The organism is Shewanella sp. ENK2 (assembly GCF_043568515.1).
In the GTDB taxonomy this organism is placed as follows: Bacteria; Pseudomonadota; Gammaproteobacteria; order Enterobacterales; family Shewanellaceae; genus Shewanella; species Shewanella japonica.
The window spans coordinates 1462863-1488904 of the sequence record NZ_CP171406.1; the positions used below are offsets into that span (position 1 = coordinate 1462863).

Here is a 26042-nt window from a genome sequence, read left to right on the forward strand (position 1 = left end):
TAATTCAGAAATTTGAGACACAACATTTTGGCAATCTCACGGCACAAAAGTTGTGATTGGGATCACTATAGCGTAAGCTGCTCATTGCTTAAAATGATATATTCGGGATGCTATATTGCATTTTATGCAATGCTAAAAATGAGCCATTTCATACTGTTTTTTTACTCATTTATTTAAGGTTGATTCATGGATATTCGTGCGTTAAAACTATACGTACACCTATGTGATAGTCTGCATTTTGGTAAAACTGCAGAACAAACCCATGTGAGTCCATCTACGCTCAGTCGAGCGATGCAGCGATTAGAAGAAGAGGTGGGCTGCAAATTATTTGAACGAGATAACCGCAGTGTCAGTATGACCCATGCGGGAATTGAATTTAGGCGTTTTGCAGAACAAACCTTATCCGAATGGCTCAACCTGAAAGGTCGAATTGACCCGGACCAACCTCTACTGCACGGGCGGATCAATTTATATTGTTCAGTTACAGCAGCATACAGCCACCTTCCAGCCTTGTTAGATCGATTTAGACGTGAACATCCTATGGTAGAAATCACCCTTAATACAGGTGATGCAGCTAATGCTGTAGATGAAATTCAGCATAACCGCGCTGATATTGCCATCATCGCCTTACCTGATTCATTGCCGAGTAGTCTCCACTTTGCAGAAATTGATCAAGTGCCTTTGCATGTTTACGCTCCGACAATTAATTGCCAAGTACAGCAAATGGTTAATACCGTTCCCATTAATTGGGCAAAATTACCCTTCATTGTGCCGGATCATGGCCCTGGGCGACGCCGAGCTGACAACTGGTTTAAAGCAATGGGATTCAAACCTAATATTTATGCTCAAGTATCAGGTCAAGAAGCGATAACTTCTATGGTCGCGTTAGGGTGTGGTGTCAGTATCAGCCCAGAAGCTGTGGTTGAAAATAGTCCAGTAAGAGAACGACTGGTTAAATTAGATACACAGCAAAATATTGCCCCATTTCAGCTTGGCTGTTGTTGTAAACAAAAACGCACCCACGAACCCATTTTACATGCCTTTTTAGAGGTCATTTAATCACTCAGGTTATTGATTTAGAGTTGAAGAAGCTGCGCTAATTGACACTGCATACCGCTTTGACTTCTTGCTCAATAATTTGGTGCCATTGATTGTTAACAATCATACGAAATAAAGGGCATTCAAGTGTTAAGTGACGATAAAAATTATGTTCAAGGCATAGGTCAAATGTTTGTTTTTGCTGATGACGAGCAATATTTAGCCCCACCACACCTGCTAATAAAAATGAGCCTCCTCCTATCGCATTGACGTCACCATTTTTAAGTAACTCATATGACAAGACCGAAGGGTTAATCGCCAATACTTTAATATCTTCACCCGGTTTTCGGTGGGTTTCTTTTAAGGCTTTAACGACCCCTACTGCCATTTCATCATTGCCAATCCATAAACCGTCTACCCCAGGAAATCGATTCAGCAATATATGCGTTTGTTCGTAGGCTTTATTGGCTTGCCAATCTGCATAAACGACCAGCTCCAATACGGTATTCAAATGCAGGTTAAAATACCCCTCCATTCCTTGTGTGCGTAGTAGCGATGTTTCCCTTACATCATCTCCCGCTACAGCCACCACATGTGCGGGGGTAGTCGTAAATAATTGAGTTAATGCTGCAGCAGACTCACGACCAATATGATAATTGTCTTCAATAACTGCAGGTAATAAGTACTTTTTCCAGTGGGGATCGTTCATTAACTGCAACCTAAGTGGCTGCTCAATATCATTAATCATAAAAATAATGTGAACGGTTTTTTGGTAAAAAGTATCAAGCACTTTTTTAGCAACATCTTTATCGTTAACCATGACAAGATAGTCCGGTAAAGATGCATGATTAGAAATTTCAACCGCCTGATTTAACATCAAATTACGGTCACGGTTTGAATGTAAAACCGTTAAATTAAAATCTTGATCTTGCGCTGTAACTTGCATGACATTATCGATATGGTGCCAGAATGAATCATCAGCTGCACCGGGATTTAAAAACACGACATTAGTACTCGCCAGCACTGAATTTGAAAGCATGAATAACATAAAAATGAGCAAAGCTCGCATAGTGACATGTCCTTTTTCAACCAATACCTATCGCAGTTATCTGAATAAAGCATAGTCTAACGGCATACAACACAGCCTAACTGTATATAACATAGTCTATTTGAGTAATGATTCGCCTCTGCAAACTAAAGCTTGAATGTCATTTAACTTAATTATGTCTGTAAATAGTACACCTTGCATGATTAAGTTCTGTGAGAAAGCTTACTTACCATGCAATATGCTACTGATAAAAACCAACCCGCCAAAACCGCTTATTGTGACTCAGTGTAATTCACAAAATAAAGCGACAAAAATATGATTAAAAATATTGATTTATATCACTTTTAACGTTTTAATAACCAGCTTAATTCCAACGGAAGGAAATCTAAATGAGTACCATAGACTCATCACAAGGCAGTACCGCCTCTACAGCTTCAACATCAACAATATCTTCAGACACATCAACAACCAGTACTCCATTTAAATTTCACGGTATTGGTGGTGAATTTTTTGGTATTTGGATAGTCAACGTTTTACTCACCATGGTGACATTCGGCATTTACTCAGCCTGGGCCAAAGTGAGAACCAATAATTACTTTTACGGAAATACTGAATTAGGCGGCGACAGATTCGAATATCTTGCCAAGCCAATGCAAATCTTAATTGGCCGAATTATTGCCGTATTTTTATTGATTACATGGTCAGTGCTCAGTAGCACTATGCCTCCTGTCGCTGTCGCATTAGCCATCATATTCATGTTAGCAGTACCATTTCTAGCCGTTAGAAATGCCCGTTTTGATGCTCGTATGACACGTTTTCGCAATGTTAGGTTTGATTTTGCTGGCTCTTATGGCGGTGCATATATCAATCTACTGCTAAAACCCATTGCGGCATATATTATTGTTGTCGCGGGTGGATTTGGTATTGGTGTTGTTACAAGGTTAATGACAGATAACCCCATTGCTATCGGCATTGCAATTACCGCAGGCGTGGTATTTTTCTTTGTTGCTGCTATTTATTCTTACGCTTGGGTTAGCGCTGGAATGGCACAATACTTAATCAATGGTTATCGCTATGGTGATAAGGCATTTAATGCCAAACTGGAAATCAATCAGTATGCCAAAATTGCCGTCACCGCCATTGGGTTATTCTTCGGTGCAGGCTTACTTTTTTCAGTTTTTGCATTTGCTTTTGGCATGATGGGGTCGATTGTTGAGCTAATTCAAAGTGGCGCCTCTGAAGAAGCATTTAAAAATAATGCTTCGTTGATAGGCATGGTGTTCTTCGGATACTTCTTCATGTTTATTCTATCAATGCTCATCGCAGCCTATGTTCAAGTCTGTGTTCGCAACTATGTCTTTAGCCAAACATCTATTAATGATGACTTACAAATGGCATCGACAATGAAAACCTCAAGTTTCTTATTCTTAGTTGTCACTAATCTACTGCTTGTTATGTTCACCTTTGGCATGGGTAAAGCTTGGGCTGATGTCCGCTTTGCTAAGTACATGGCAGAAGTCACTGCAGTTGAAGGAAACTTAGATGCTTTCACAGCTCATGACCATAATGAGCAAAGTAGCACCGCTGTGGCAGATGAAGTGGCAGATGCCTTTGATATTAATATTGGCATAGTTTAACAATGCCAAGGTTTGCTGGAATAAAGCTGTGATAGAACAAGTTAATGGGCATATTCTTGCCCCTAAACAAGCCACAAAATACCCAGCAACATTAGTGCTGGGTAAAAATGGAATGCTGACATTGTCCTCTGACGTTCACCGAGGGCAATTTCAACTAGACCAAACCACTGTTACAGATCCTATAGGTAATATGGCTCGTCATATCACGTTTTCCAGCGGACATGTTTTTGTTTCAACAGATCCTCAACAGCTTAATCAATGGCTCAATATTCACGCTAAAAAAGCTGGATAGCCCAGCTAGAAAAAACCTTGGACTGATTATTATTGCAACCTTGGTTTCACTAGCTGCGCTGTATTTTATTGTTGCGCATGGCATACCTGCTGCTTCTAAAACCATCGCCCAATTATTACCGGATGCCGTAGTGGAAGAAGTCGGTGAGCAAACGTTCAGCTTAGTGGAGTCCATGGGATTCACCGAAAGCCAAATCAAGCCACAAAGACAAGTTGAACTGCAGCAGTTATTTCAGCAGACATTAGATAAACTGCATCAAGAGCAGATAGTATTTTCAATCCAACCTTCTTTGTTAATCTATAGCAGCAAAGATGGTGCTAATGCTTTTGCACTCGCAGACGGTCAAATTATATTAACGGATGACATGATTAACCTCGCGAAAAACGACCAACAACTTGAAGCGGTTATTTTGCATGAGCTGGGTCATGTTCATCACAGGCATGTACTCACAACGTTAATACAATCATCTATCCTCTCTGTTGGAGCAGCGCTAATTGTCGGTGATGCCAGCGGGATCTCGGATATGCTTGTCAGTGTCACAGTATTAGGGACCAGCTTAACCTATTCTCGAAATCATGAACGAGAAGCCGACCAGTTTGCAGCATTGCAACTTCAAACTTGGTACAAAAATACCGACTCTATCGTCGAGCTATACCAGTTATTGCAAGCTGAGCATAATCTCGACATACCAGACTGGGCCAGTACTCACCCCGACATTGATGAACGCATCAAAACCTTACGCTCTGATTCTATTCAATAAATACTCATCCTAACCCACTTATTTTTGTTATAGGTGGGGTTTGGCTACAGCGATTTATTTACCTGCTACACTTAATGGGCTTAATAACCTCATTAAGTGTCATTAAATATCTGTAAACGAAAAACAAAAGGATTTGTTTATGGCGATTGCCTGCGTTGTCACACGTGCTTGCTGCGGCGTTGAAGCTCCTAAAGTCACAGTCGAAGTTCACTTAAGTAATGGATTACCTGCTTTTAATTTAGTCGGATTACCAGAAACCTCAGTAAAAGAAGCCCGTGAACGGGTTAGAAGTGCATTAATCAACGCCGGCTTTGAGTTTCCCATGCAGCGCATTACTGTTAATCTCGCTCCAGCCGACCTCCCCAAACAAGGAGGTCGATATGACTTGCCCATTGCAATCGGTATTTTAGCGGCTTCAGGCCAAGTGCCGTCGGATAAGTTGGCTCACAGTGAATTTATTGGAGAGCTGGCGTTATCGGGAGAGGTTCGTCCATGTATTGGCATACTGCCAGCAATCATTGCAGCCAAAAACCAACAACATCAATTGTTTATCCCTTTAGAAAACAGACGAGAAGCAGAGTTAGTCGGCTTTGAGCAAACTCACTTTGTTGCCCATTTACAACACCTTGCCGCCTTTATGCATGGTCAAGCTCAACTACCACTTGTTGACCAGCAACCGCAATGGTTTGAAGATGAAGCAACAGGCCCGCAGTTATGCTTAAGCGAAGTTATAGGCCAATATCAGGCCAAGCAAGGGTTAGAAATCGCTGCAGCAGGTGGGCACAATACTTTATTTTTAGGCCCTCCCGGCACCGGCAAAAGTATGCTCGCTAACCGAATCATTCCGCTATTGCCCAAGCTCAGCTATGAAGAAGCTATTGATGTTGCCGCTATTCATTCTGTCGCAGGGTTAAACATCAAACCAAACGCTTTTCTTGAACGTCCCTTTAGAGCACCACACCACACATGCTCATCAATTTCATTAGTTGGCGGTGGCAGCATCCCAAAGCCAGGTGAGATATCACTAGCCCATAGAGGAATATTGTTTTTAGATGAAATAGCCGAGTTTCCACGTAAAGTATTAGATTGCTTACGTGAACCTATGGAGTCTGGCGAAGTCGTCATTTCTCGCGCATCAGCAAAAGTAAAATTCTCGAGTCGTTTTCAACTGATTGCAGCCATGAACCCAAGCCCTTGTGGCGATGTAGATAATGCCCGCTCAACCCCCGACCAAATTCAGCGTTATCTATCTAAACTTTCAGGCCCATTTTTAGACCGTTTTGATTTAACAATCGAAGTCCCTAAACTGCCAGCAGGCACTCTCACCCAACCCCAGCAAACTGCTGAAAGCAGTGCAAGCATTGCCAAAAGGGTCAATCAAGCAAGACAGATACAGTTATCGCGCGCAGGTTTGCTCAACAGTGAACTGTCCCCTTCACTGTTAAAACAGCATTTAAACATGAACCAAGCTGACTTAGAGTTTTTAGACGCAAGTGTGCAGCAGCTCGGTTTATCTGTGAGAAGCTTTCATCGGATCCAGCGGGTTGCTCGAACCATCGCAGACCTACAACAATCCAAAACAACTGAAAGACGTCATATTGCTCAAGCATTAGGATATCGAGCCATGGATAGATTGATGCATCGATTGAGTCAGCAGTGAGTACGGACAATCATCATAGTAAGTCAATGATACAGACTGAACAGCGTGTAATTTTTGCGTAAAAATTGCGATATTATTGTCCTTCGGATTGAGCCAAATCATTTCACGGAGTAACATAAGCCTCCATTCACAGGAGAGCTAGATGCCGCTGTTTGCAAAAATTAAAGGATCGATAGCATTTATTTGCTATGTAATAAATACCGTATTCTGGGTAATACCTATACTTATATTTAGTATATTCAAAGTGTTACCAATAAACATCATTCGTAAAATATGCAGTTATATTTTAGATAACTGTGCCAGTGCGTGGATCACTGTTAACGGTGTGATTGAGTCAATATTGCACCCAACGAAGATAAGGTTAACTGGCGATAGTCAGTTTTCAGAAAAAGAATGGTATATGGTCATTGCCAACCATCAATCTTGGGTCGACATCTTAATTTTACAACGAGTATTTAACCGCAAAATTCCTTTTTGAAATTTTTCTTAAAGCAGCAACTCATTTATGTTCCAGTGTTAGGGCTAGCTTGGTGGGCGTTAGATTTCCCTTTTATGCGCCGTTATTCCACAGCACAACTTAAAAAGAACCCTAAACTTAAAGGGAAAGATATTGAGATAACTCGCAAGTCATGTGAAAAATTCAAGCATAAGCCTGTGAGTGTAATGAACTTTGTCGAGGGAACTCGCTTTCATCCTGGCAAACATACAAAACAAGCCTCACCGTATCGTCATTTATTAAAACCTAAAGCAGGTGGAATGGCATTTGCCCTTGACGCAATGGGCAGCCAGATTAATAAATTAGTCAATGTCACCATTTATTATCCTGATAAAATACCTTCCTACTGGGAATATATTTGTAATGGCCTCGATGAAGTCCATGTTGATATTCAAGTGACGACGATTCCTGACGCAATGCGTGGTGACTACAGTAAAGATCGTGAGTTTAAAATTGAGTTCCAAAATCAACTCAATCAACTATGGCTCGAAAAAGATAACAAAATCAGCGAAATGGCTGACAAAATAACTAGAGGTATTTAGCTCCATGCTAAGTTTTTTACCAGGTCCGATACTGTTCTTTATCAGTTCATTACTTTTAATTATTAACACTGTCGTATGGGCAGGATTAATCAGTATTGGCGGCATCATTAAATTATTCGTGCCAGTGGCTCTAGGTCGTAACCATATTTCACGATTAATGAATCGCTTTATGTGGGCTTGGGCATCATGTAATGGCGGCATTTTAAATTTAATCGCCAAAATTGAATGGGACATTGAGGGACTAGAAGGACTGGATGAAAATGGCTGGTATTTAATTATCAGTAATCATGTCAGTGGATTTGATATTGCTGCACAAACGTATATTTTGCGCAACAACGTACCAATGATGAAGTTCTTTTTAAAACGAGAGCTCATATTTGTCCCATTTTTAGGATTAGGCTGTTGGGCATTGGATATGCCATTTATGAACCGAACCAGCCCAGCCAAACTAAAAAAGAATCCTAAACTCAAAGGCAAAGATTTAGAAACGACTCGCAAAGCATGTGAGAAGTTTATCCATATCCCAACGTCAATCATCAATTATGTTGAAGGTAGCCGTTTCACTGAAGATAAACATCGTCGCCAACAATCACCTTATCGTCATTTATTGCGCCCTAAAGCAGGTGGAATCGCGTTTACTCTTTCAGCTATGGGTGAGCAGTTTACTGGCTTATTGAACATGACATTGGCCTATCCTGATGCTGATGCTAAAGCAAAAGAAGGCATTTTGTACGAAGTCATGTCAGGGCGGGTGAAAAAGATTGTCGTACGTATTGAGCAAATGCCTGTGCCAGAAGTCGATTCTGAAGTGTATTTCTCGCAAGCTGAAACCCGGGTTGAATTTCAACGTTGGTTAAATCAAGTTTGGTTTGATAAAGACCAGCAGCTTGAGGAAATTTTCCAGCAACATGCCGCTGATCAAAAACAAGATAATTAATAGCATTATCGAGCATGACTAAAAACACGCTATTCAGCGTGTTTTTTACTTTATAGCGTTAACTTTTAAGTAAATTGTTAACTCTATTAAGCTTTTGCAACATCCACCCTACGTAAAACTGAAATGTAATTTGAAATAAAGCATATAGCTACGTAATATGGTTGCTTATGACGATTTAAATGCTTTTTTTGTGTATTTAACAAACGGATAGTGTGTTATTTCTCTCCGCTATGACTATTCTTGTTAAGCATTTACATCCTAACTAACAATATGCAACCAACATCACTAGGTGTTAATTCTAATTACTATAGGTGCAGATTGAATTTACGTTTAGCCACATTATTTAGCACGTCTTTTATCATTGCGATGTTTATCATCTCAATGACAATTCAAGCTATCGCAATCACACCTAAAAATGATAATCATTTATTGTCGTTTGATCAGTTCGAAGGCTCTAATGAGCTGAACCAAAACTCAGTCACCAAACTGTTTATGGATAAGGCTGGTATGCTATGGGTCGGAACCCAAGATGGACTGCATAGCTACAACGGAATCGAGTTTGATATTTTTCTCAATGACAGTAACGACCCGTCTAGTATTGTCGGTAATTACATTATTGATATCTTGCAATCACCCGACGATAGCTTATGGGTTGCAACCTTCTCTCAAGGCCTCAGCAAACTAGATTTAGCCACTGGCAAGTTCACCAACTATGGCTTAGAAAGCGGACTAAATGACTTACGCTTAACCAGCTTAAGTTTAATTGGTGACTCATTATGGATTGGCACCAAAACAGGCCTTTATACCCTCTCGCTAAAAACCAATAAAATCACCAAGATTAGTATCAGTAATAGCATTGACCCCAGTATCAGTTATGTCGCCAATGTCGATGATAAATATATCTTTGTTGGCACTGAGCAAAGCGGCACATTTGCCATTGATAGCAATACCATCATTCGCTTAGATATCCCTGCAGATTTAAGAGTCAATAGCATTCATACTAACGCTCAAGATGACTCTGTTTGGTTCGCGATAGGTAACGAGCTAGTTCGCTATGATCTCATCACCCACGAAAAAACACTCGTATGGACTAATCAGCAGCCAACCATCTTTAACGAAATTCATGATTTTGTCATCAGCAATAGCCAACAAGTATGGGCTATTGGTGCTAATGCAGGATTAATACAACTTGATTTAATCGACGGTCAGTGGCGCAGTAAAATCCATAAATATGACCCTAATAGCCGTCATTCAATCAGCGAAAATAACTTACAAACCATCATGCTCGCGCCAGATGGTACATTGTGGTTAGGCACTCGTTATTCTGGTATTAACAAGCTTAATCTTAACCAAGTCTATTTTAATCATATTTATGAAATGCACCCATCTAAGCCCAAAATGGCTAATATGATCAGAGCTATATTTCGTGATAGCCAAGACAGACTATGGGTTGGAACCGAAAGCGCAGGAGTTAAAACCTTTGATGAAAAACAAGGCCAATTTTATTATTACAATGACTTGTTTGCCACAGCATTAAACCTTAATGAATCTGAATTAAACATCACGGTACATGCAATAACTGAAACGCCCGATGGCAACTTATGGTTCGGAACTGATCATGGTTTAGCCAGACTGACACCGGATCAACAGCTCAGTTTTTTACCGGCATTTGACCACCTTATTCCCAACACTTTGCATATACGCTCGCTCGCGTTAGACGACAAACAGCGTTTATGGGTGGGAAGCAGTAATGGACTGTATTTTGTCTTACCTGGCGAAGGGGTACTACATCAATATCAATTTGATTACCAAGAGACGTACTCACCTCAAGAGCGCTCAATTCTTTCTCTAAAATATCATCAAAATAACCTTTGGATTGGGACAATGGCAGGCCTAGTAAGGCTAAAGCCAGATGATAAAAAACTCACGTTAAAGGTTCGCCAACCCGCGGACGAATCAACACTGAGTGATAATCGTATCCGTGATTTTATTGCTACCAGCACGGGTGACTTTTTAATGGCAACCCATAGCGGTGTCGACAAAATTATTGAACTGGCAGATGGTAGCATTCACTTTGAAGCCTTAAATGAATCATTAAAGCAACACACGGTCTATGCCATTCTCGAAGATAACCAGCAAAACCTCTGGTTAAGCACGAACTCAGGCATCATACGTGTCACTCCTGATAATCAACTCGTGGCATTTAATGTCTTTGATGGTGTGCAAGCCAACGAATTTAATGGTGGGGTCAAGTTTAGGGATACAGATGGTGACTTATGGTTTGGTGGGATTAATGGCATTAACCAATTTACCCCAGATGAAGTGCCCGCAGAAAGGCCTGATGTCAAATTAGCGCTTACTAGCTATACCATTGGAAATGAGCATCATCAATTGCATGACTTATCTCATCCTCCTGAGCTGACCATGCCATTTGTGAATAATGTCATTCGTTTTGAAGTCAGTGCGCTTGAATACAATTACCCAGGATTTCACCAATTAAGTTATAAATTAGTCGGGCACAATAACGATTGGGTTGATCTTAACAATACCAACAATATTACTTTTACAGGTCTTGCACCTAAAGAGTATGAGTTATTGGTGCGCTTCACGTTAACTGACAACAGTTTTACCCAAGCTCCGTTTAGTATCAAATTTACTATCGTCCCACCGTTTTATTTAAGTAAAGCAGCTTACGTCATTTATGGTATTGCCATCATGCTGGCGATCACTTTCCTGATTTATCTTAAACAGCTAAAGCGTGAACAACAGCGTGAATTTGAGATCAGTATCCGCGCCTCTGAAGAGCGTCTGAAACTGGCGCTATGGGCGTCTGGTGATGGCATGTGGGACTGGAACATACGTGAAAATAAAGTCTACCGAACAGACATGGTGCCACCGCTGCGCCTTGGTAATGAAGATCAAGCTTTGATTAATAATATTCACCCAGAAGATAAACCTAGGGTGTCGAAAATTCTTAATCAACATCTTGAAGGTAAACTTGAGTTCTTTGAAGCTGAATATCGTGTTGAAAAACAAGCGGGCAAATGGATCTGGTTAATCGATCGAGGCAAGGTTGTTGAATGGGATCAACAAGACAGACCGGTCAGAATGGCAGGAACCCATAAAGACATCACTGTCAGAAAAGAAACTGAAAACGAGCTGAAACTCTCCACTCAAGTACTGCACAGTATGAATGAGGCCGTAGTGGTGGGAGAACTAGATTACCGTGTTCGCTCAGTAAACCCTGCTTTCAGTCGAATAACAGGTTTTGAGCCTGATGCCATCGCGGGCAAGCATTTCTTATTCCTCGCCCATGGAAAGCGTTCTCGAGATTTCTACCATAATGTCGAATTACAGCTACTGCGTAAAAAGCATTGGGCCGGTGAAATCAACATTCGAACTAAAGATAAAAAAGGTATTTTGGCTTGGCTAGAAATCAACCAAGTCATTGATACTAAGGGTGAGACCAGCCACTTTGTTGCGGTATTTACTGACATCACGAGCCGTAAAAAAGCGGAAGAAGATTTGCGAATTTTAGCAAACTTTGACCCATTGACAGGCCTGCCGAACCGAACCTTATTCCAAGATAGACTTAATCAAGCTATCACTAAGGCCCATCGTTCGAGATCAATTGTTGCCTTGTTATTCCTTGATTTAGACCGCTTTAAACACATCAATGACTCCATGGGACACCATGTGGGTGATTTACTGCTAAAAGCCGTTGCGAGTCGATTGCAAAATGCTATTCGTGAAGGCGATACCGTTGCCCGTCTAGGCGGGGATGAGTTCACCATTATTTTGGAAGGGGTCGCCAAGTTAAAAGCGGCTACCATCATTGCCGAAAAAGTGCTTAAAGCCTTTAAAGCGCCTTTCTTACTTGAAGATAAAAATATTACTGTCTCGCCTTCTATCGGTATCAGTTTATTCCCTAATGACGCTGACGACAGTACCTCACTGATCAAGTATGCAGATACCGCTATGTATCATGCAAAATCTTTAGGTCGCAATAACTTCCAGTTTTACACCGAAGAGCTAAACCAATATGCCACCCGTCATGTTGAGCTTGAAGCGGGGCTAAAAGAAGCGATTCAAAGTAACGAGCTCTATCTGGTTTATCAGCCTAAATACGATATTAAAACCAAGCAAATTTTAGGCGTTGAAGCGCTACTGCGTTGGGAAAGTAAAACGCTTGGCTTTATTTCACCCGTTGAATTTATTCCATTGGCAGAAGAAACTGGGATGATCAACGCCATTGGGCACTGGGCCATTGATGAAGCGTGTAATCAACTTGCTGAATGGCATAAACAAGGTTTTGAAGATATCTCAGTTGCCGTCAATCTCTCAGCAAGACAATTAAAAGCGGATATCATTTCAACCATTGAAGTCGCATTGGCCGTCTCAGGATTACCTGCTGGAGCATTAGAGCTTGAGTTAACCGAATCTATGATCATGGGTAATCCAAAGGATTCAGTGGAAGTGCTGTCGCAACTTAAAGCCTTAGGACTCACCATTGCTATTGATGACTTTGGGACTGGGTATTCGAGCTTGAGTTACTTAAAACGTTTCCCTATTGATACGTTAAAAGTCGACCGAGAGTTCGTGCGCGATATCATTGAAGATCCTGATGACGCAGCAATAACCAGTGCAATTATTACCTTAGCCCATAGTTTAGAGCTGAATGTCGTTGCTGAAGGGGTAGAAACCCAAGAACAACTCGACTTCTTGCAGTCAGAAGGCTGCGATCAAGTCCAAGGCTTCTTACTGAGTAAACCTCTGCCAGCAGATGAATGTTTGGCCGTATTACAGCAAGACAAACTTGAAAAAACTAACAGTTAACAGACATGCGATAGATACACAAAAGGCTCCCTTAGGAGCCTTTTTAATGGTCAAAACACCTGCACTAGGTATTCTACTAGGTATTAAGGAGCCACTCGCTCTACACGTTTAACCCAGCCTTCAGGGCCTTCAAGTTGACCATTTTGTAGTTCAGTAAAGATTTGGTAGATTCGCTTAATACACGGGCCGACCTCACCATCACCAACGGTTACCACTCGTCCATCTTCAAAAATGTACGATCCCACAGGTGACACCACTGCTGCGGTGCCAAAGCCACCCGCCTCAACAATTTCTCCCGCCTCAATATCAGCAATAAACTTATCTAGCATGATCGTCTCTTGACGCACTTCACAGCCTAATAGGTACCCTAGCTCAAGCATTGATTGCGAGGTGATTGATTTTAAAATCGTATCAGTAAATGTTGGGATCACCACAGTGCCATCTTTTAGCACATGGAAGTGGTTCATTGCGCCCACTTCTTCAATCTGTTGATTGTTAGCATCAAGGTATAACACTTGAGCAGCGCCATATTCAGCAGCAGCTTGACCCGCTCGCAGTGACGCAGCGTAGTTACCCGCCGCTTTCGATGCGCCAGTGCCACCCGATACTGCACGGTGGAACTTCTTACTAATAAGTAAACGAATCGCTTTGCTTACCCCATCAGCATAATAAGCACCACTTGGGCTTAAAATGACGCAAAAGGTAAAATTCAGGCTAGGACTCACCGATAGACGATCTTCGGTGGCAAAAATGAAAGGACGAATATACAAACAAGCGCCATCTTGCATCGGGAACCACAAACGATCCACATCAATAAGCGCATTAATGGCTTCAAGTTGAATCTCTTCATCAAGGTTAGGAATACATAAGATATCTGCAGAGTTGTTTAAACGTTCCGCATTCTTATTCAATCTAAAAGTATAGATTTCACCGTCGTCATGCATAAAGGCCTTTGCGCCTTCAAAAATAGACTGACCGTAATGCAATGAAATTGCACCTGGCGCAATCTCAAAAGGAGCATAAGGTTCGATACGTGGATCGCACCATTGGCCATCTCGATAATCCATTAAAAACATATGATCAGTTCTGAGATTACCAAATCCAACATTACCTTCTGGATGAAATTGCTCAGTACGGCGTGACGATTTTAAATTATATTTGATGTCCATTTGCTACCACCTTGAAAACAGAGCTAGCAGACTATGAATCATCAGTTGTAATGTCAAGCAAATGGACAATGTGGATGACATTTAACCGTCAATCGTTCTGCACAAGATGACAATTCCCAAAAAAGGCCGTTTTAAAACGAGGTTTATCTAATGAGTAAGACTTTCATGGGACACTGAACATCAGGGATTGCTGCTAGATATCAGTAAAAAATTACCTAAATACAGCTAAAGGTGATTAAAGCTTAGAAAATAGTAGTAAAACTGGTACTTTTTTTAACCACTTAACAGATTTGTCTATTCCTTAAACCCCAGTCACTGCTAGAATCAGCATTCCATCCAGAAACTATTAGGACTCCCGATATGAGCCTTGAATTATTGTCCCAACTGGAAGCCAAAATCCAGGCTACTCTTGAAAATGCTGAGCTACTTAAAATGGAGCTTGAAGAAGAGAAGCAAAAGAACGCTCAGTTGACTGAGACTAATCAACAACTACAACAAGACCTCAACTCTTGGAATGACAAAGTTAACGGTCTTGTTGGATTACTTAATAGCGAAAGCTAAATAGCATTAGCTTCATTATGCTGAGCAGCTAATAGCTCATTAAGTTCTGAAACAGCCTGCTTTACTTTTGGCAGGCTTTTTTTGGCATTAAAAAACGTCCCTTCTTAAACTCTAAGCAACCTAGATCTTTAACCCAAATAACCCCTGTAAGAAAAATACGTGCATGTTTGACAATAAGCTTAGGTGCGTAAACGGGGAACCTTCTCATGAGAACTCCTCAAGCATGTTGTTATTGGTTTTTGATGACTTCACTTTGACAATATAAATCCCCAAAGAGTTTCGTAAAGTTAAACATTTTTCACCTTAAATTCAGCGATTAAGTTCAAATAATGAAATAACACAAAAATGACACTTGCCATTTTTTTGACGCTTTGGTAGAGTATTTAATGTTACTCAGGGTAAATAACGAGCCAATTGGCTCAACACCGTATCGTTTTAAAATGAATAATTTTGAAACCTACGGTTTTTTTGCCTTTTTTCAGGTGGTTGGACAATTAACCTCACAAAATACAGACATAAAAAAAGAGCCACTGCGGGCTCTATTTTTTATCAAATTATCGAACAAATACTGCGTCAATAATTCGTCTTAGTTAATCTTAATCGATTACTTATCTTTAGACGTTAAGTAGTAAGCGATATCTAAAAGCTCGTCATAAGATTTAATTGAACCTGTCTCAACACGATATTTACCGTTAACCACTAATGCAGGCACACCTGATAGTTTTGCATTTTCAGTATCACGCTTCATTTTAGACATTTGTGCATTCACCATGAATGAGTTTGCTGCCGCATCAAAGTCTTTACCATCAACACCGTTAGCAATAAACAGCATACGGATATCATCTTGGCTAGTGAAACGTTGCTTAGTATCGTGAATAGCAACGAAAATTGCATGTTCGATTTTCTTTTCAACATTTAACTGGTGAGCAATCGCAAAAGCACGAGACATTTCAGTGCCCATTTCACGGCCAATAAACTCTACGTGTGCTTGGTTAAACGCAACACCTTCTGGCAATGTTTTCTCAATTTTTGGAACAACTGTTTTTGAAAAGTTATAACAGTGGCCACAGAAGAATGAGAAAAACTCTGTAATTTCAGGCTTAGACGTTGCTGGGCCTTCATTAATCACAGTGTAATGTACACCTTCTTTATAATCTGCAGCAGTTGCCGCCAATGGGGCTAAAAGTAGTGCTGCTGCCATTAATAGTGCTTTTTTCATTTTGCTTCCTTTAGTGTGCAATCTTAAATTATTTTTTAATTTTAAAATTTGCCATCTATTGCCTGCTTTACGCAGAGCTAATGTATGTATTACCTAAACCGTATCATAATTTAGGTTATTGCAATATCTCAAGACCTTATCAAGAACATTTGTAACAATCTACATTAGTTAACACCTAGTATCCCATCAAGCTTAATGGTGCTTCATCTAACGCTGCAAGTTGTTCTTTAAACGCTAAGGTTTGTTGTTCCCAGTATTTGATATCACCAAACCATGGAAAGTTCATTGGAAATGCGGGATCTTGCCATCTTTTACTTAACCAAGCGTTATAGTGAAGCATGCGCAAGGCCCTTAGAGGCTCAACTAAAGCGAGCTGACCTTGGTCAAAATCGTAAAACTCTTGGTAACCTTCTAGCAAGACGTCTAATTGTAACAGTCGTTGAGATCGATCACCCGTTAGCATCATCCATATGTCTTGTACTGCAGGACCTTGCCTGGCATCATCTAAATCCACAAAGCCTGGGCCATCGGGCGTCCATAAAATATTACTGGGATGCAGATCTCCATGCAGACGAATCGTTGGAAATTGATGCCCTGACATCGCACTTTTAGCTTTATCTAACACTTGCTCTGCCACGGTAAAAAACTGCTGGCTAATGCCATCAGCCACTTGACCAGATTGCTGTAAATACGCCAACGCATCATCACCCAAAATCTTTGATGAAACTGGCTCTCTATATTGGAATGCTTGTTTACTGGCATATTGATGAATACGGCCAATGAAGCGACCAACAGACTCTAATTGGTCAAGATTGTCGACCTCAAAAGCACGCCCACCAATAGAAGGAAATAGCGTAAATTTATAGCCTTGATAGTGGTGTAAAGTCTTACCATCGATAATCGCTGGGACAGCAATAGGAATATCTTCTGCAGCCAATGCCAGCGCATAATCATGTTCTTCTTGAATTTGTTCTTCAGACCAACGATGCGGCCTGTAAAACTTAACCACATATCGATTCCCACGATCACACCGAAATTGGTAAACACGGTTTTCATAGCTATTTAAAGCTAATAAACCGGTTTCTGGGTATACCGCTAAGCTCTCGATAGCATCTAAAATTAAGTCAGGCGTTAAAGCTTGAAAGTCAAATGATGCATCTTGGTTTTTATTCGAATTGGCTTGCTCTGTCGAATCGTTATCTATTTGACGATTACTCATTTGCGCCCTTCACTGTGACTAATGGTGTTAATAACGTCATTAAGTACGTTAACACTTCAATATCCGAGGCGACATCGGTCGATATCCAACAAATATCGCCATAAAACTCGTAATGTAACCAAAGCTGGCTGCCTTCGAAATTCAATAGCCATTGATGTCTATCTGCTCCCCATTGTTGCTCACGGATTTCGCAATCTATCGCCGCGGCCAATGGCTCAGCAAATTGTTCAAACTGCTCAAAATCAATATCTGCACGGATTAAAATACTGAGCGACTCTTTGTCTAATGCGATTGAATGCAAGCCAATCACGGGCTTTTCGCTATTCATATTGTTAGGTAAACCTGCGTTATTGATAAGCCTACATGTTTACTGTTCGGCTTATCGTATGCTTAAAATAAAAATTAACTGCTACAAGACATAATTAATCCCTGTCCCCACTGCGGCGGACGCTGAGCATAGTGTGACATATGTTCTTGCTCGGCATAGGGCTGTGTTAATAACCGGTGTAATTCAACCAATTTACCATTATCTCCATCTTCTGCGGCGACAATGGCTTCCTGTGCAAGATAATTACGCAGAATGTATTTCGGATTGACACTGTTTCTTGCACCTTGCCAAGCCTCAATATCTGTCACTTGTCCCACTCGTTGCTGATAGTCCTTATACCAAGCATCAAATGTTGGCCTATCGATGATTTCATCTGCAATATTGGATTTAGCGCTATTGACATCCAAGTTACCAAAAGCCCTAAAGGTATTGGTGTAGTCCAACATATTATGCTGCATCACCCCACAAAATCGGCCTATTAGGTCTAAATCTTGTTTGTCTTGTTCTGACGAATTGGCGATCTGCTCTGTTACTGACAAGCCCATTTTAGCCCGCATCAATAACAAGTATTGCTTCACTAATTCTGCTTGGTAGGTATTCAGTGCAGCGACCAAATCATCAGATTCGATCACAGGCGTTAATGCTTGCGCTAAACGTTGCAAGTTCCATAACCCAATACCGGGCTGCTGACCGAACGCATAACGCCCTTCTGGATCAGAATGATTGCAGATGAAGTCTTCTTTAAACGTGTCTAAAAAAGCAAAAGGGCCAAAATCAAAGCTGTCGCCCAAAACAGACATATTATCTGTGTTCAACACCCCATGAGCAAAACCAACGGCTTGCCAATGACCAATCAGCACAGCGGTATCTTTAACCACTTGTGTGAACCAGGCTTTGTAACCGTGATAATCTTGCGATAAATGCGGGTAATGTTGGGCAATAGTAAAATTAAGTAACTGAATAAGCTTATCTTTACTTCCTTGTTCGCTATGACAAAAATATTCAAAATGGCCAAAACGAATATGACTTTTTGCCAGCCTTACGGTAATAGCTGCGGTTTCTTGGGATTCACGCCAAACGGGCAAATCAGAACCTATAACGGCTAAGGCACGTGTAGTAGGAACAGATAAAGCTGCGAGCGCTTCCGATGCCAAAAACTCTCTAACTGCAGAGCGCATTACTGCTCGGCCATCGCCATGTCGGGAATACGGGGTTGGGCCTGCACCTTTTAAGGCAATATCCCAAGCTTGTGGATGCGTATCTTGCCCATTAAATGCTTCACCTAGAATAATTGAACGACCATCTCCCAATCGTGGTGAATAACCACCAAACTGATGACCGCTATACACTTGCGCATAATAACTCGCACCTGGCATCTGGTGATTACCTGACATCTGCATCAGTAACTCATCGGTGGGCTTAGTTAGGCCAATTAATGCCGCGGCGTCATCACTCCAAGCAAGCCAATGAGGTTGACTAATAGGCAGCGGGTAAACCTGCGAATAAAATCCTTCAAGTTGTTCAAAAAAATCTTGTTTTAGCTGCATTCATCTTCCCTAAAGCAGGCTATTGGCAATGAATCACATTTTCATCATCGACCTGACATAGCTGCTCACATTGATATCCTTTTTCGATAGCTACAGGTATTGCTGTAGCATTTTCCAGAAGCCTGCTTGTCTATTTCAACAAGGCTTTTTCCACTAAGGCGTAACATACCATCGCCTTTTAACTGACACTGCTCAAGCGTGTCATAATAACCCGCAATATAATCCGCTTGTATCGGATTAGCCGGCTTTTTAGCTTGGTCTGCGTAATAAAAAAGAGTCCATTCAGGTGTACGAATACAGCCTGACAAGCTGAATATTCCTAAGCATAAAACCAACAAAGTCAGTACTTTGGTATTCATAAAAAACCTCTTAATTTCCTCAAAAGTGAAGGGAAGCATTAACTCGCCGAGCAAAAAGTAGCGCGATATTGCAACTCCGTTGGCTCAAACGCGCCCTATAATGGCAAGATCCATCAATATGTCTATAACTAACAAAGATATTAGCAATAAAAAAGCGAACCTAAGTCCGCTTTAATTGAATCTAGGTGAAATAGTATTCACCAACAGGTTAAATAGCCCTTAGCCTGCAGCTTTAGATTTTGCTTTCTCGATACGTTTAATTCGACCTTCAAAACCAGTAACAGTTCCATCGCTTAGCTGATATTGCAGCGCTTGCTCACATAGCATAATGGCTTTATCGAACTGCTTAGTATCATTAAGCATGGTTGATAACTGCATAAAGCCTGGACCTTTTTCATCAGCAGCAACCTTATTCTGTTGCTGGTACTTGGCATAAACAGCTAAATAGTTATCGGCCAATTGCGCACCATATTGGCAATAATCTGCCTGTTTACGCAATTTATAACTATGACCAATAATATTCAGTAACGTTTGATGCTGCGCTGTGACATCTGCACTGGCATCAAAACTGCTAACGAGATTAACAAACACATCACCCGCCCATGCACCTGTAGCAGGCAAGTTTACATCCGTTTCTTCGTTTTCTTTTTCTTTTACAACTTCTGGCTCTGGCTCTGGCTCTGGCTCTGGCTCTGGCTCTGGCTCTGGCTCTGGCTCTGGCTCTGGCTCTGGCTCTGGCTCTGGCTCTGGCTCTGGCTCTGGCTCTGGCTCTGGCTCTGGCTCTGGCTCTGGCTCTGGCTCTGGCTCTGGCTCTGGCACGACAGTGTTAGCGCCAACGACAACCTCATCAACAGCCTTTTCAGTTGTTTCTTCCACGACTTCTGCTTCTACGTCAATCACATCTTCTGACACTGTCGTTTCTTGCGGTTTTTCTTGTTGAGCAGATGTTTTCTCATCTAATTCGTTCTGAGCAACCTTCTGCGTTCGACGGTACAAATAAACGCCCAACAAGACTAATAAAATAATGACAATATATTTCATTGATAACACCATACCTGTGTCATGTTTGTGTGTATTTAAATAGCTAAGCAGTCAAGCTCAAAGTCTATTCAAGAGAGATTAATTTTCACGCTGCTTTTTTGAGCAGGTTATCTAGTATTAATAAGCTATTGTGCAGCAATAAATCAAGTATTTATCCTGCTTTTGTGCCATTAAACATGATAAGTGGGGATAAATTCAAATTTTGAGATTTTTGTGCTTTAGCTCAAGCTTATAATCACCTAAATTGAACTGAATCATTGAAGCTAGTTACACTACTCATACCCGAGTAAATTACTAAGGTATTTATTGATGTCTGAATCTTCTATTCTCTCAGGAAAATTACTGTTTGAGCTCAACACAATGACAGCCATGGCTGGCATATATTGTCGTGCTCATCATCAACAGACACAAGGTGAAGAGCTGTGTGAGGAATGCCGTTCATTACTTGAATATGCCGAAACTCGATTAGATCGCTGCCCTTACGGTCAAGACAAACCAACATGCAATAAATGCCCAGTTCATTGCTATAAACCCCATATGAAACAAAAAGTCCGAGAGATAATGATCTACTCAGGACCACGAATGCTGATCCCCCATCCCATTATGTCGATTAAGCATTTATTATCAGAAAGAAAACCCGCACCAGGTAAGCCACCTGAAGGCGTTTCAAATCGTCACATAAGAAAGCAAAAAAAGCTTAGGATACTGGTCGAAATAGTCGCTTAGAGGTATTATCACTTAGAATGAAATAAGGGGTAACTGATCGAACTCGGACCGTTTTTCTCGCAAGCTTATATTTGGTTATCTTTACTCGGCGGTATTCATTGCTTCGGGGTAGGCTTGTATGTGCGCTACATATACGCCAACAGCGATCCTAGCACGACACAAAGTAATCGTTTATTAGGCTCGTTATTTTTGCTCATTGCACTTTTTTTGCCACTGGGGCAATCACCCGTGAAAATGCGCCGATTCAAATTCATTTCATTTTGACCTTAATGGTGCCCTTTTACTTTTTATTGATGCCTTTACTTTATTCATACTGTAAAGCTTGCCTGCAAATTCCGGTATCAGATAGTAATATTCTCAAACACCTATCACCGACATTAATCACTATGATTGCCATTATGTTTGCAGTGTTTTTCAACATTGGGCTGGATCCCACCGCTTCAACACAAGTGGTCAATTCAGTTAGCGAACTCCGTCATATCAACACGATTGCATTAGTCATGCCTGGGTTCATCATTTTACAAAGTGCAATCTACTTTGGGCTGATATTCAATACCATCAGCAAACATAAAAAACGCTTTAAATTAACCAACCAACAAAGCTTAAAAGATATTAGATTGCGCTGGTTACTGATACTTACTGCCGGAATATTGCTTAATTGGGTACTGCGCATAGTGATGGTATTAATCCCATTTTATTTCGGTGATACTATTTCAGTTTTAGCTCATACCATTGCACGATTGTCACTGCTGATAACGGTTTATGGTTTTGCCTTATATGGTTTGCATCAAATTACTCGTGCAGCCTACCTCAGAGGTAACAACAATAGCGCCAATCAGAATCAATCACACAAGCCACAAAAAGCCAGTGAGCAGTTATTAAATTCTGAAGAATTGAATTATTTACAAACCATCATCAATGAAGATACGGCCTCAGAAAAGCGACTCCATTAACACACATCAAGAATAAGGAAAGGAGCTCCATGTCAACGTTATTAACCCGCCTTCGCCCAATTGGGCTTATTTCTCTACTCAGTATTTCTTTTCAGACAACAGCCGAATCTGCACTAGAAAAAATCACTATTGATGACTTTTTTGACATCGCCATGATGAAACAAGTGAGTTTTAGCCCTAATGGTAAAGAAGCGATTTGGGTAGAAAGTCGTTGGGATGAAACGCTCGATAAAGCCCAATCTGACTTATGGAAAGTCAACACTAAAACCCGTCAAACTCAACGCCTCACATTCAGTAATGAAAATGAAGCAAGTCCAGTTTGGAGTCCAGACGGGCAATATATTTACTTTCTCTCAAAACGTACTGACAACCATGAAAAAGCGCCACTGAATGGAAAAAACCAAGTATTTAGAATGACTAATAGTGGTACGGACTTAAAGCCATTGACCAAAGAAACTGAAGGGGTAAATGCGTTTCAGTTAAGCCATGATGGTAAAAACTTGTACTTTACTGGCAATAAAACCACCGAAGAAACCGATGTCTGGAGTGAGATGCGCAGCCATCATGATGCGCCTCAATATGGTCATGGTGAACACCAGTCAAATCCACTTTATGTGCTTGATTTAGAACACTACAAACAACAAACTTTAATTGATGACGATAAGGTTGTCTGGCAATTCAGTGTTAATAATACCCAAACTAAAATTGCCCGAATTACGACCGAAGATAATGAATTAGTAAAACTTGAAGGTTGGTCTGACATTGATATTTATGATGTGAAGCAACAACGTCATCAGGTATTGGCTGATCAACAATGGCGTCAACAAGCTCCATCACCTTACGGTTGGTTATTAGGGTTAGCTTGGCATGATAATAATCAGCAACTGGCCTTTCGCATCGACTTTGACGGTCACCCAGGCAAGTTATTTATCGCTGACACCGCCAAAGGAAACAACAGCATAACCGAGCTCTCTCGCCCGAGTAAGGTCACCTTAAATGGACAAGATATTCAGTGGCGTCCAAACAGTGATGAAATTTGTTATCGCGGTGCAGAGTCTGCTCGAGTAAAAATTTATTGCACAGAATTTATCAAGAACAAGCAAGGTGATAGCCGTAAAGTCATAGATGCTGACATCGTAGTCGGCAGCTATGACTTTAATTCATCAGGTAAACAGCTCGTGCTGAGCCATAATGGCTTAACTCATTTTAGCGACCTTTTTATTGCTGATGCTGATAATCGCCGCGCTAAAATTAAACGTATAACTGACATCAACTCGCAAGTAAAACAATGGCAATTACCACAGATTTCCATCGTGAAATGGCAAGCACCCGATGGCGCTACCGTTGAGGGTATTTTAGAACTTCCACATGGCTATAAAGCGTCGCAAGGGAGATTACCACTGATAGTACAAATCCATGGAGGTCCTACATCTGCGACACCTTATGCACTGCAACATCGCTCATACGGACGCAGCACATTTTCGGCGGATGGCTGGGCGGTCTTATCGCCAAACTATCGTGGCTCAACGGGATTCGGTGATAAGTTTCTCACTGACTTAGTAGATCAAGAGCACGATATTGAAGTCAGCGATATTCTTGCAGGTGTTGATCATTTAATCGCTGAAGGGATCGCTGATGAAGATAAAATGGCAGTGATGGGCTGGAGTAATGGCGGCTACTTAACGAATGCCCTCATCAGCACCACCAATCGCTTTAAAGCAGCAAGTTCTGGTGCAGGCGTTTTCGATCAGCGCTTACAGTGGATGTTAGAAGATACCCCAGGTCATGTAGTGAACTTTATGCAGGGATTACCGTGGGAACAGCCAGAAGCTTATAAAAAAGCGTCATCACTGACCTATGCCAATAACATTAACACGCCCACATTAATTCATATCGGCGAACACGACCAACGTGTGCCTTTAGGCCATGCTCAAGGCTTATACCGTGCTTTAAAGCACTACCTTAATGTGCCCGTTGAATTAGTTGTGTACCCAGATGAAGGTCATGGATTAAGTCGATATCAGCATCGAAAAGCCAAAATGGAATGGGACAAGAAATGGTTTGATTATTATGTGCTAGGTATACAAGACTAGAAAACAGCCTTTCATATCAAGACTGTATCTAAGTGCGCTTCGCGTCAGTAGGCTGAACCTTAGCTGACAATAAGCGCGTTATTTTTACCCTTTGACTCACGGCTTTGATATGCTGCTTGCAAACTTGCATCAATTCAGCTCATTTTTATTGTGAGTACGAACCTGATTTGCCATTAACATTAATGAGCAAGTAGTGACCCTACATAACAGCTGAAACCAATCCGATATCGATTAACAGGAGTTAGCATGAAAAATATTTTATCCGTCTTAGCACTGAGCGTTGCGCTGTTAGGGCTTACTTTTTCTACCACTGCCCATGCAGATAAATATGCTGACAAATACGCAAAGACCATTGCTGACTTTAAAAAAGCCCCCGAAGTGCAGAGCTTTTTCAATGATGCTTATGGATATGCCGTTTATCCAACAGTAGGTAAAGGTGGTGTAGGTATCGGCGCCGCCTATGGTTCAGGTCGAGTCTATCGTGGTGGCAGCCACACTGGTGACTCAACCCTATCTCAGCTGTCTATTGGTTTTCAATTGGGCGGACAAGCATACAGCGAGCTTATTTTCTTCAAAAATAAAGCTGCGTACGACGACTTTACCAGTGGCACATTCGAATTTAGCGCCCAAGCCTCAGCTGTCGCCATTACTGTTGGTGCAAACGCTCAAGTTGGCTCGACTGGTAATTCTGCCGCTGCAGGTAATGCTGGAAATCGCACCGCAGCCAAAGCAAGTTATATGAATGGCATGGCAATTTTTACAGCGGCTAAAGGTGGCTTTATGTATGAAGCGGCCATTGCCGGTCAAGCTTTCAGCTTTGATCCGAAATAAGCTTATTTAAACAATAAAACTGTCACCCATTAAAAAGGCTGCAATAGCAGCCTTTTTACTCTCTAAAATAAGAGCCAAACCCTTTTGAGCTTATTTATCGCTAAAAGCATAAGTTGACATAACCTTTATCTGACTTTCAAGCTCTTAGCTTAAAGATATAACCATATCCTGATATAAAATATAACCATAAGCTGACAAATTGTAATATTCACTAATAAACGAGAATAGTGTCATGTTCTTTTATTACGATTAAGACATTAGCTCTTTCTAGCTCACTTTTGTACAAAAGTAAGTTAATGCAGAAATTATAAAAGTGAGCTGTGATATTAGAAAATGTATGGTAATAAATTAAAGTTTACACTGACCCAACATATTCTTGATTTATATGGGAACGACAATCAGTAATATTATTGAGATGTTTAAGCATAATGAGTGTAAAAGTAAAGCAAAGCAAATGGGTGGTTATTTAATTACAGTGACGAGATCAATCAAGTCATTATCTAATACTGATCAGTTAACAATTTTGGTCGATCTTTCAGGTACGGCATAAAGATTTCTTTATTGTACGGTTGCCTTTCATTGAATTATCTCAAGCGCTCTAAAATCTTGTTCTAAAATCTGTTATTTTCATTCACCTATTTATTAAAATGCTTATAGCTGGATATTTAAAAACTCGCTAAAGACAAAAAGATAAAGAGGAAAAATAGATATACTTTGCTGTTTATCACTTTTAAAAGAGCGAAAGTCGCA

Annotated in this window: 20 protein-coding genes and 2 pseudogenes; 13 read left to right on the forward strand and 9 right to left on the reverse strand. The window is 40.9% G+C overall.

Features of this window, described 5'->3' with window-relative positions; all coding sequences use genetic code 11:
* Positions 1 to 186: 186 nt before the first annotated feature.
* Positions 187 to 1059: an HTH-type transcriptional activator IlvY gene (ilvY, locus tag ACGEDC_RS06420; RefSeq protein ID WP_394497193.1), complete on the forward strand. Its 873-nt coding sequence runs from the start codon at positions 187 to 189 to the stop codon at positions 1057 to 1059.
* 37 nt (positions 1060 to 1096) lie between these two features.
* Here the strand turns inward: ilvY and ACGEDC_RS06425 are convergent, their stop codons facing one another.
* Entirely contained in the window at positions 1097 to 2107 is a 1011-nt protein-coding gene (locus ACGEDC_RS06425) for a substrate-binding domain-containing protein (RefSeq protein ID WP_394497195.1), read from the reverse strand.
* Between the two features lie 368 nt (positions 2108 to 2475).
* Between ACGEDC_RS06425 and ACGEDC_RS06430 the strand changes: the two genes are divergently transcribed.
* From ACGEDC_RS06430 to ACGEDC_RS06460, 7 genes and pseudogenes are all read left to right on the forward strand, one after another.
* Positions 2476 to 3723 carry a YjgN family protein gene (locus ACGEDC_RS06430; RefSeq protein WP_394497197.1) on the forward strand — a complete coding sequence of 416 codons (1248 nt, stop codon included), beginning with the start codon at positions 2476 to 2478 and terminating at the stop codon, positions 3721 to 3723.
* Positions 3724 to 3751: 28 nt separating this feature from the next.
* Positions 3752 to 4015 carry a DUF7092 domain-containing protein gene (locus ACGEDC_RS06435; protein ID WP_394497199.1) on the forward strand — a complete coding sequence of 88 codons (264 nt, stop codon included), beginning with the start codon at positions 3752 to 3754 and terminating at the stop codon, positions 4013 to 4015.
* The gene (locus ACGEDC_RS06440) at positions 3951 to 4775 is read left to right on the forward strand and encodes a M48 family metallopeptidase (RefSeq protein ID WP_394497201.1); all 825 of its coding nucleotides are present in this window, start codon (positions 3951 to 3953) and stop codon (positions 4773 to 4775) included. The genes ACGEDC_RS06435 and ACGEDC_RS06440 overlap by 65 nt, the downstream gene beginning before the upstream one ends.
* Before the next feature lie 139 nt (positions 4776 to 4914).
* Positions 4915 to 6435: a YifB family Mg chelatase-like AAA ATPase gene (locus tag ACGEDC_RS06445; RefSeq protein WP_394497203.1), complete on the forward strand. Its 1521-nt coding sequence runs from the start codon at positions 4915 to 4917 to the stop codon at positions 6433 to 6435.
* A 142-nt stretch (positions 6436 to 6577) separates the two neighbouring features.
* Positions 6578 to 7473, forward strand: a pseudogene (locus ACGEDC_RS06450) (acyltransferase).
* A gap of 4 nt (positions 7474 to 7477) precedes the next feature.
* Positions 7478 to 8410 carry an acyltransferase gene (locus ACGEDC_RS06455; RefSeq protein ID WP_394497206.1) on the forward strand — a complete coding sequence of 311 codons (933 nt, stop codon included), beginning with the start codon at positions 7478 to 7480 and terminating at the stop codon, positions 8408 to 8410.
* Between the two features lie 270 nt (positions 8411 to 8680).
* Positions 8681 to 13246 (forward strand): EAL domain-containing protein, encoded by a 4566-nt coding sequence (locus ACGEDC_RS06460; protein ID WP_425233806.1) that lies wholly within the window; start codon positions 8681 to 8683, stop codon positions 13244 to 13246.
* 83 nt (positions 13247 to 13329) lie between these two features.
* On the opposite strand, the gene ACGEDC_RS06465 is transcribed toward ACGEDC_RS06460, so the two are convergent.
* A complete protein-coding gene (locus ACGEDC_RS06465; RefSeq protein ID WP_394497210.1) occupies positions 13330 to 14415 on the reverse strand; it encodes a branched-chain amino acid aminotransferase in 1086 nt (361 codons plus the stop codon).
* Positions 14416 to 14775: 360 nt separating this feature from the next.
* On the opposite strand from ACGEDC_RS06465, the gene zapB reads away from it, so the two are divergent.
* Entirely contained in the window at positions 14776 to 14976 is a 201-nt protein-coding gene (zapB, locus tag ACGEDC_RS06470) for a cell division protein ZapB (RefSeq protein ID WP_055026159.1), read from the forward strand.
* On the opposite strand, the pseudogene ACGEDC_RS06475 reads toward zapB, so the two are convergent.
* The 7 genes and pseudogenes from ACGEDC_RS06475 to ACGEDC_RS21305 all read right to left on the reverse strand — a co-directional run bounded on the left by ACGEDC_RS06475 (position 14973) and on the right by ACGEDC_RS21305 (position 20689).
* Positions 14973 to 15184: pseudogene (locus ACGEDC_RS06475) on the reverse strand (DUF1107 domain-containing protein). The gene zapB and the pseudogene ACGEDC_RS06475 sit on opposite strands and share 4 nt — an antisense overlap.
* Positions 15185 to 15580: 396 nt before the next feature.
* Entirely contained in the window at positions 15581 to 16195 is a 615-nt protein-coding gene (locus ACGEDC_RS06480) for a thiol:disulfide interchange protein DsbA/DsbL (RefSeq protein WP_055026161.1), read from the reverse strand.
* A gap of 175 nt (positions 16196 to 16370) precedes the next feature.
* Positions 16371 to 17414, reverse strand: coding sequence for a serine/threonine protein kinase (locus tag ACGEDC_RS06485; protein WP_192021677.1), 1044 nt, complete (start codon positions 17412 to 17414; stop codon positions 16371 to 16373).
* Positions 17407 to 17742 carry a DUF3630 family protein gene (locus ACGEDC_RS06490; RefSeq protein ID WP_055026162.1) on the reverse strand — a complete coding sequence of 112 codons (336 nt, stop codon included), beginning with the start codon at positions 17740 to 17742 and terminating at the stop codon, positions 17407 to 17409. Before ACGEDC_RS06490 ends, ACGEDC_RS06485 begins: the two co-directional genes overlap by 8 nt.
* A gap of 74 nt (positions 17743 to 17816) precedes the next feature.
* Positions 17817 to 19289 carry a protein adenylyltransferase SelO gene (locus ACGEDC_RS06495; protein ID WP_394497215.1) on the reverse strand — a complete coding sequence of 491 codons (1473 nt, stop codon included), beginning with the start codon at positions 19287 to 19289 and terminating at the stop codon, positions 17817 to 17819.
* A 65-nt stretch (positions 19290 to 19354) separates the two neighbouring features.
* Positions 19355 to 19648: a hypothetical protein gene (locus ACGEDC_RS06500; RefSeq protein WP_394497217.1), complete on the reverse strand. Its 294-nt coding sequence runs from the start codon at positions 19646 to 19648 to the stop codon at positions 19355 to 19357.
* Between the two features lie 219 nt (positions 19649 to 19867).
* Entirely contained in the window at positions 19868 to 20689 is an 822-nt protein-coding gene (locus tag ACGEDC_RS21305; RefSeq protein WP_425233807.1) for a hypothetical protein, read from the reverse strand.
* 309 nt (positions 20690 to 20998) lie between these two features.
* On the opposite strand from ACGEDC_RS21305, the gene ACGEDC_RS06515 reads away from it, so the two are divergent.
* The 4 genes from ACGEDC_RS06515 (at position 20999) to ACGEDC_RS06530 (ending at position 25292) form a co-directional block, all read left to right on the forward strand.
* Positions 20999 to 21415, forward strand: coding sequence for a nitrous oxide-stimulated promoter family protein (locus ACGEDC_RS06515; RefSeq protein ID WP_394497223.1), 417 nt, complete (start codon positions 20999 to 21001; stop codon positions 21413 to 21415).
* 269 nt (positions 21416 to 21684) lie between these two features.
* Positions 21685 to 22368: a hypothetical protein gene (locus ACGEDC_RS06520; protein ID WP_394497225.1), complete on the forward strand. Its 684-nt coding sequence runs from the start codon at positions 21685 to 21687 to the stop codon at positions 22366 to 22368.
* 29 nt (positions 22369 to 22397) lie between these two features.
* Entirely contained in the window at positions 22398 to 24461 is a 2064-nt protein-coding gene (locus tag ACGEDC_RS06525) for a S9 family peptidase (RefSeq protein ID WP_394497227.1), read from the forward strand.
* Positions 24462 to 24707: 246 nt separating this feature from the next.
* Positions 24708 to 25292, forward strand: a complete 585-nt coding sequence (locus tag ACGEDC_RS06530; RefSeq protein WP_055025518.1) for a YSC84-related protein — start codon at positions 24708 to 24710, stop codon at positions 25290 to 25292.
* The last annotated feature ends 750 nt before the right edge of the window (positions 25293 to 26042 follow it).

Coding starts and splice junctions, on each gene's coding strand:
- zapB (WP_055026159.1), top strand. CDS start 14,776: ATGAGCCTTGAATTATTGTCCCAACTGGAAGCCAAAATCCAGGCTACT.
- ACGEDC_RS06460 (WP_425233806.1), top strand. CDS start 8,681: ATGCAACCAACATCACTAGGTGTTAATTCTAATTACTATAGGTGCAGA.
- ACGEDC_RS06520 (WP_394497225.1), top strand. CDS start 21,685: ATGGTGCCCTTTTACTTTTTATTGATGCCTTTACTTTATTCATACTGT.
- ACGEDC_RS06425 (WP_394497195.1), bottom strand. CDS start 2,107: ATGCGAGCTTTGCTCATTTTTATGTTATTCATGCTTTCAAATTCAGTG.
- ACGEDC_RS06525 (WP_394497227.1), top strand. CDS start 22,398: ATGTCAACGTTATTAACCCGCCTTCGCCCAATTGGGCTTATTTCTCTA.
- ACGEDC_RS06445 (WP_394497203.1), top strand. CDS start 4,915: ATGGCGATTGCCTGCGTTGTCACACGTGCTTGCTGCGGCGTTGAAGCT.
- ACGEDC_RS06485 (WP_192021677.1), bottom strand. CDS start 17,414: ATGAGTAATCGTCAAATAGATAACGATTCGACAGAGCAAGCCAATTCG.
- ACGEDC_RS06430 (WP_394497197.1), top strand. CDS start 2,476: ATGAGTACCATAGACTCATCACAAGGCAGTACCGCCTCTACAGCTTCA.
- ACGEDC_RS06455 (WP_394497206.1), top strand. CDS start 7,478: ATGCTAAGTTTTTTACCAGGTCCGATACTGTTCTTTATCAGTTCATTA.
- ACGEDC_RS06465 (WP_394497210.1), bottom strand. CDS start 14,415: ATGGACATCAAATATAATTTAAAATCGTCACGCCGTACTGAGCAATTT.
- ACGEDC_RS06495 (WP_394497215.1), bottom strand. CDS start 19,289: ATGCAGCTAAAACAAGATTTTTTTGAACAACTTGAAGGATTTTATTCG.
- ilvY (WP_394497193.1), top strand. CDS start 187: ATGGATATTCGTGCGTTAAAACTATACGTACACCTATGTGATAGTCTG.
- ACGEDC_RS21305 (WP_425233807.1), bottom strand. CDS start 20,689: ATGAAATATATTGTCATTATTTTATTAGTCTTGTTGGGCGTTTATTTG.
- ACGEDC_RS06515 (WP_394497223.1), top strand. CDS start 20,999: ATGTCTGAATCTTCTATTCTCTCAGGAAAATTACTGTTTGAGCTCAAC.
- ACGEDC_RS06530 (WP_055025518.1), top strand. CDS start 24,708: ATGAAAAATATTTTATCCGTCTTAGCACTGAGCGTTGCGCTGTTAGGG.
- ACGEDC_RS06500 (WP_394497217.1), bottom strand. CDS start 19,648: ATGAATACCAAAGTACTGACTTTGTTGGTTTTATGCTTAGGAATATTC.
- ACGEDC_RS06480 (WP_055026161.1), bottom strand. CDS start 16,195: ATGAAAAAAGCACTATTAATGGCAGCAGCACTACTTTTAGCCCCATTG.
- ACGEDC_RS06490 (WP_055026162.1), bottom strand. CDS start 17,742: ATGAATAGCGAAAAGCCCGTGATTGGCTTGCATTCAATCGCATTAGAC.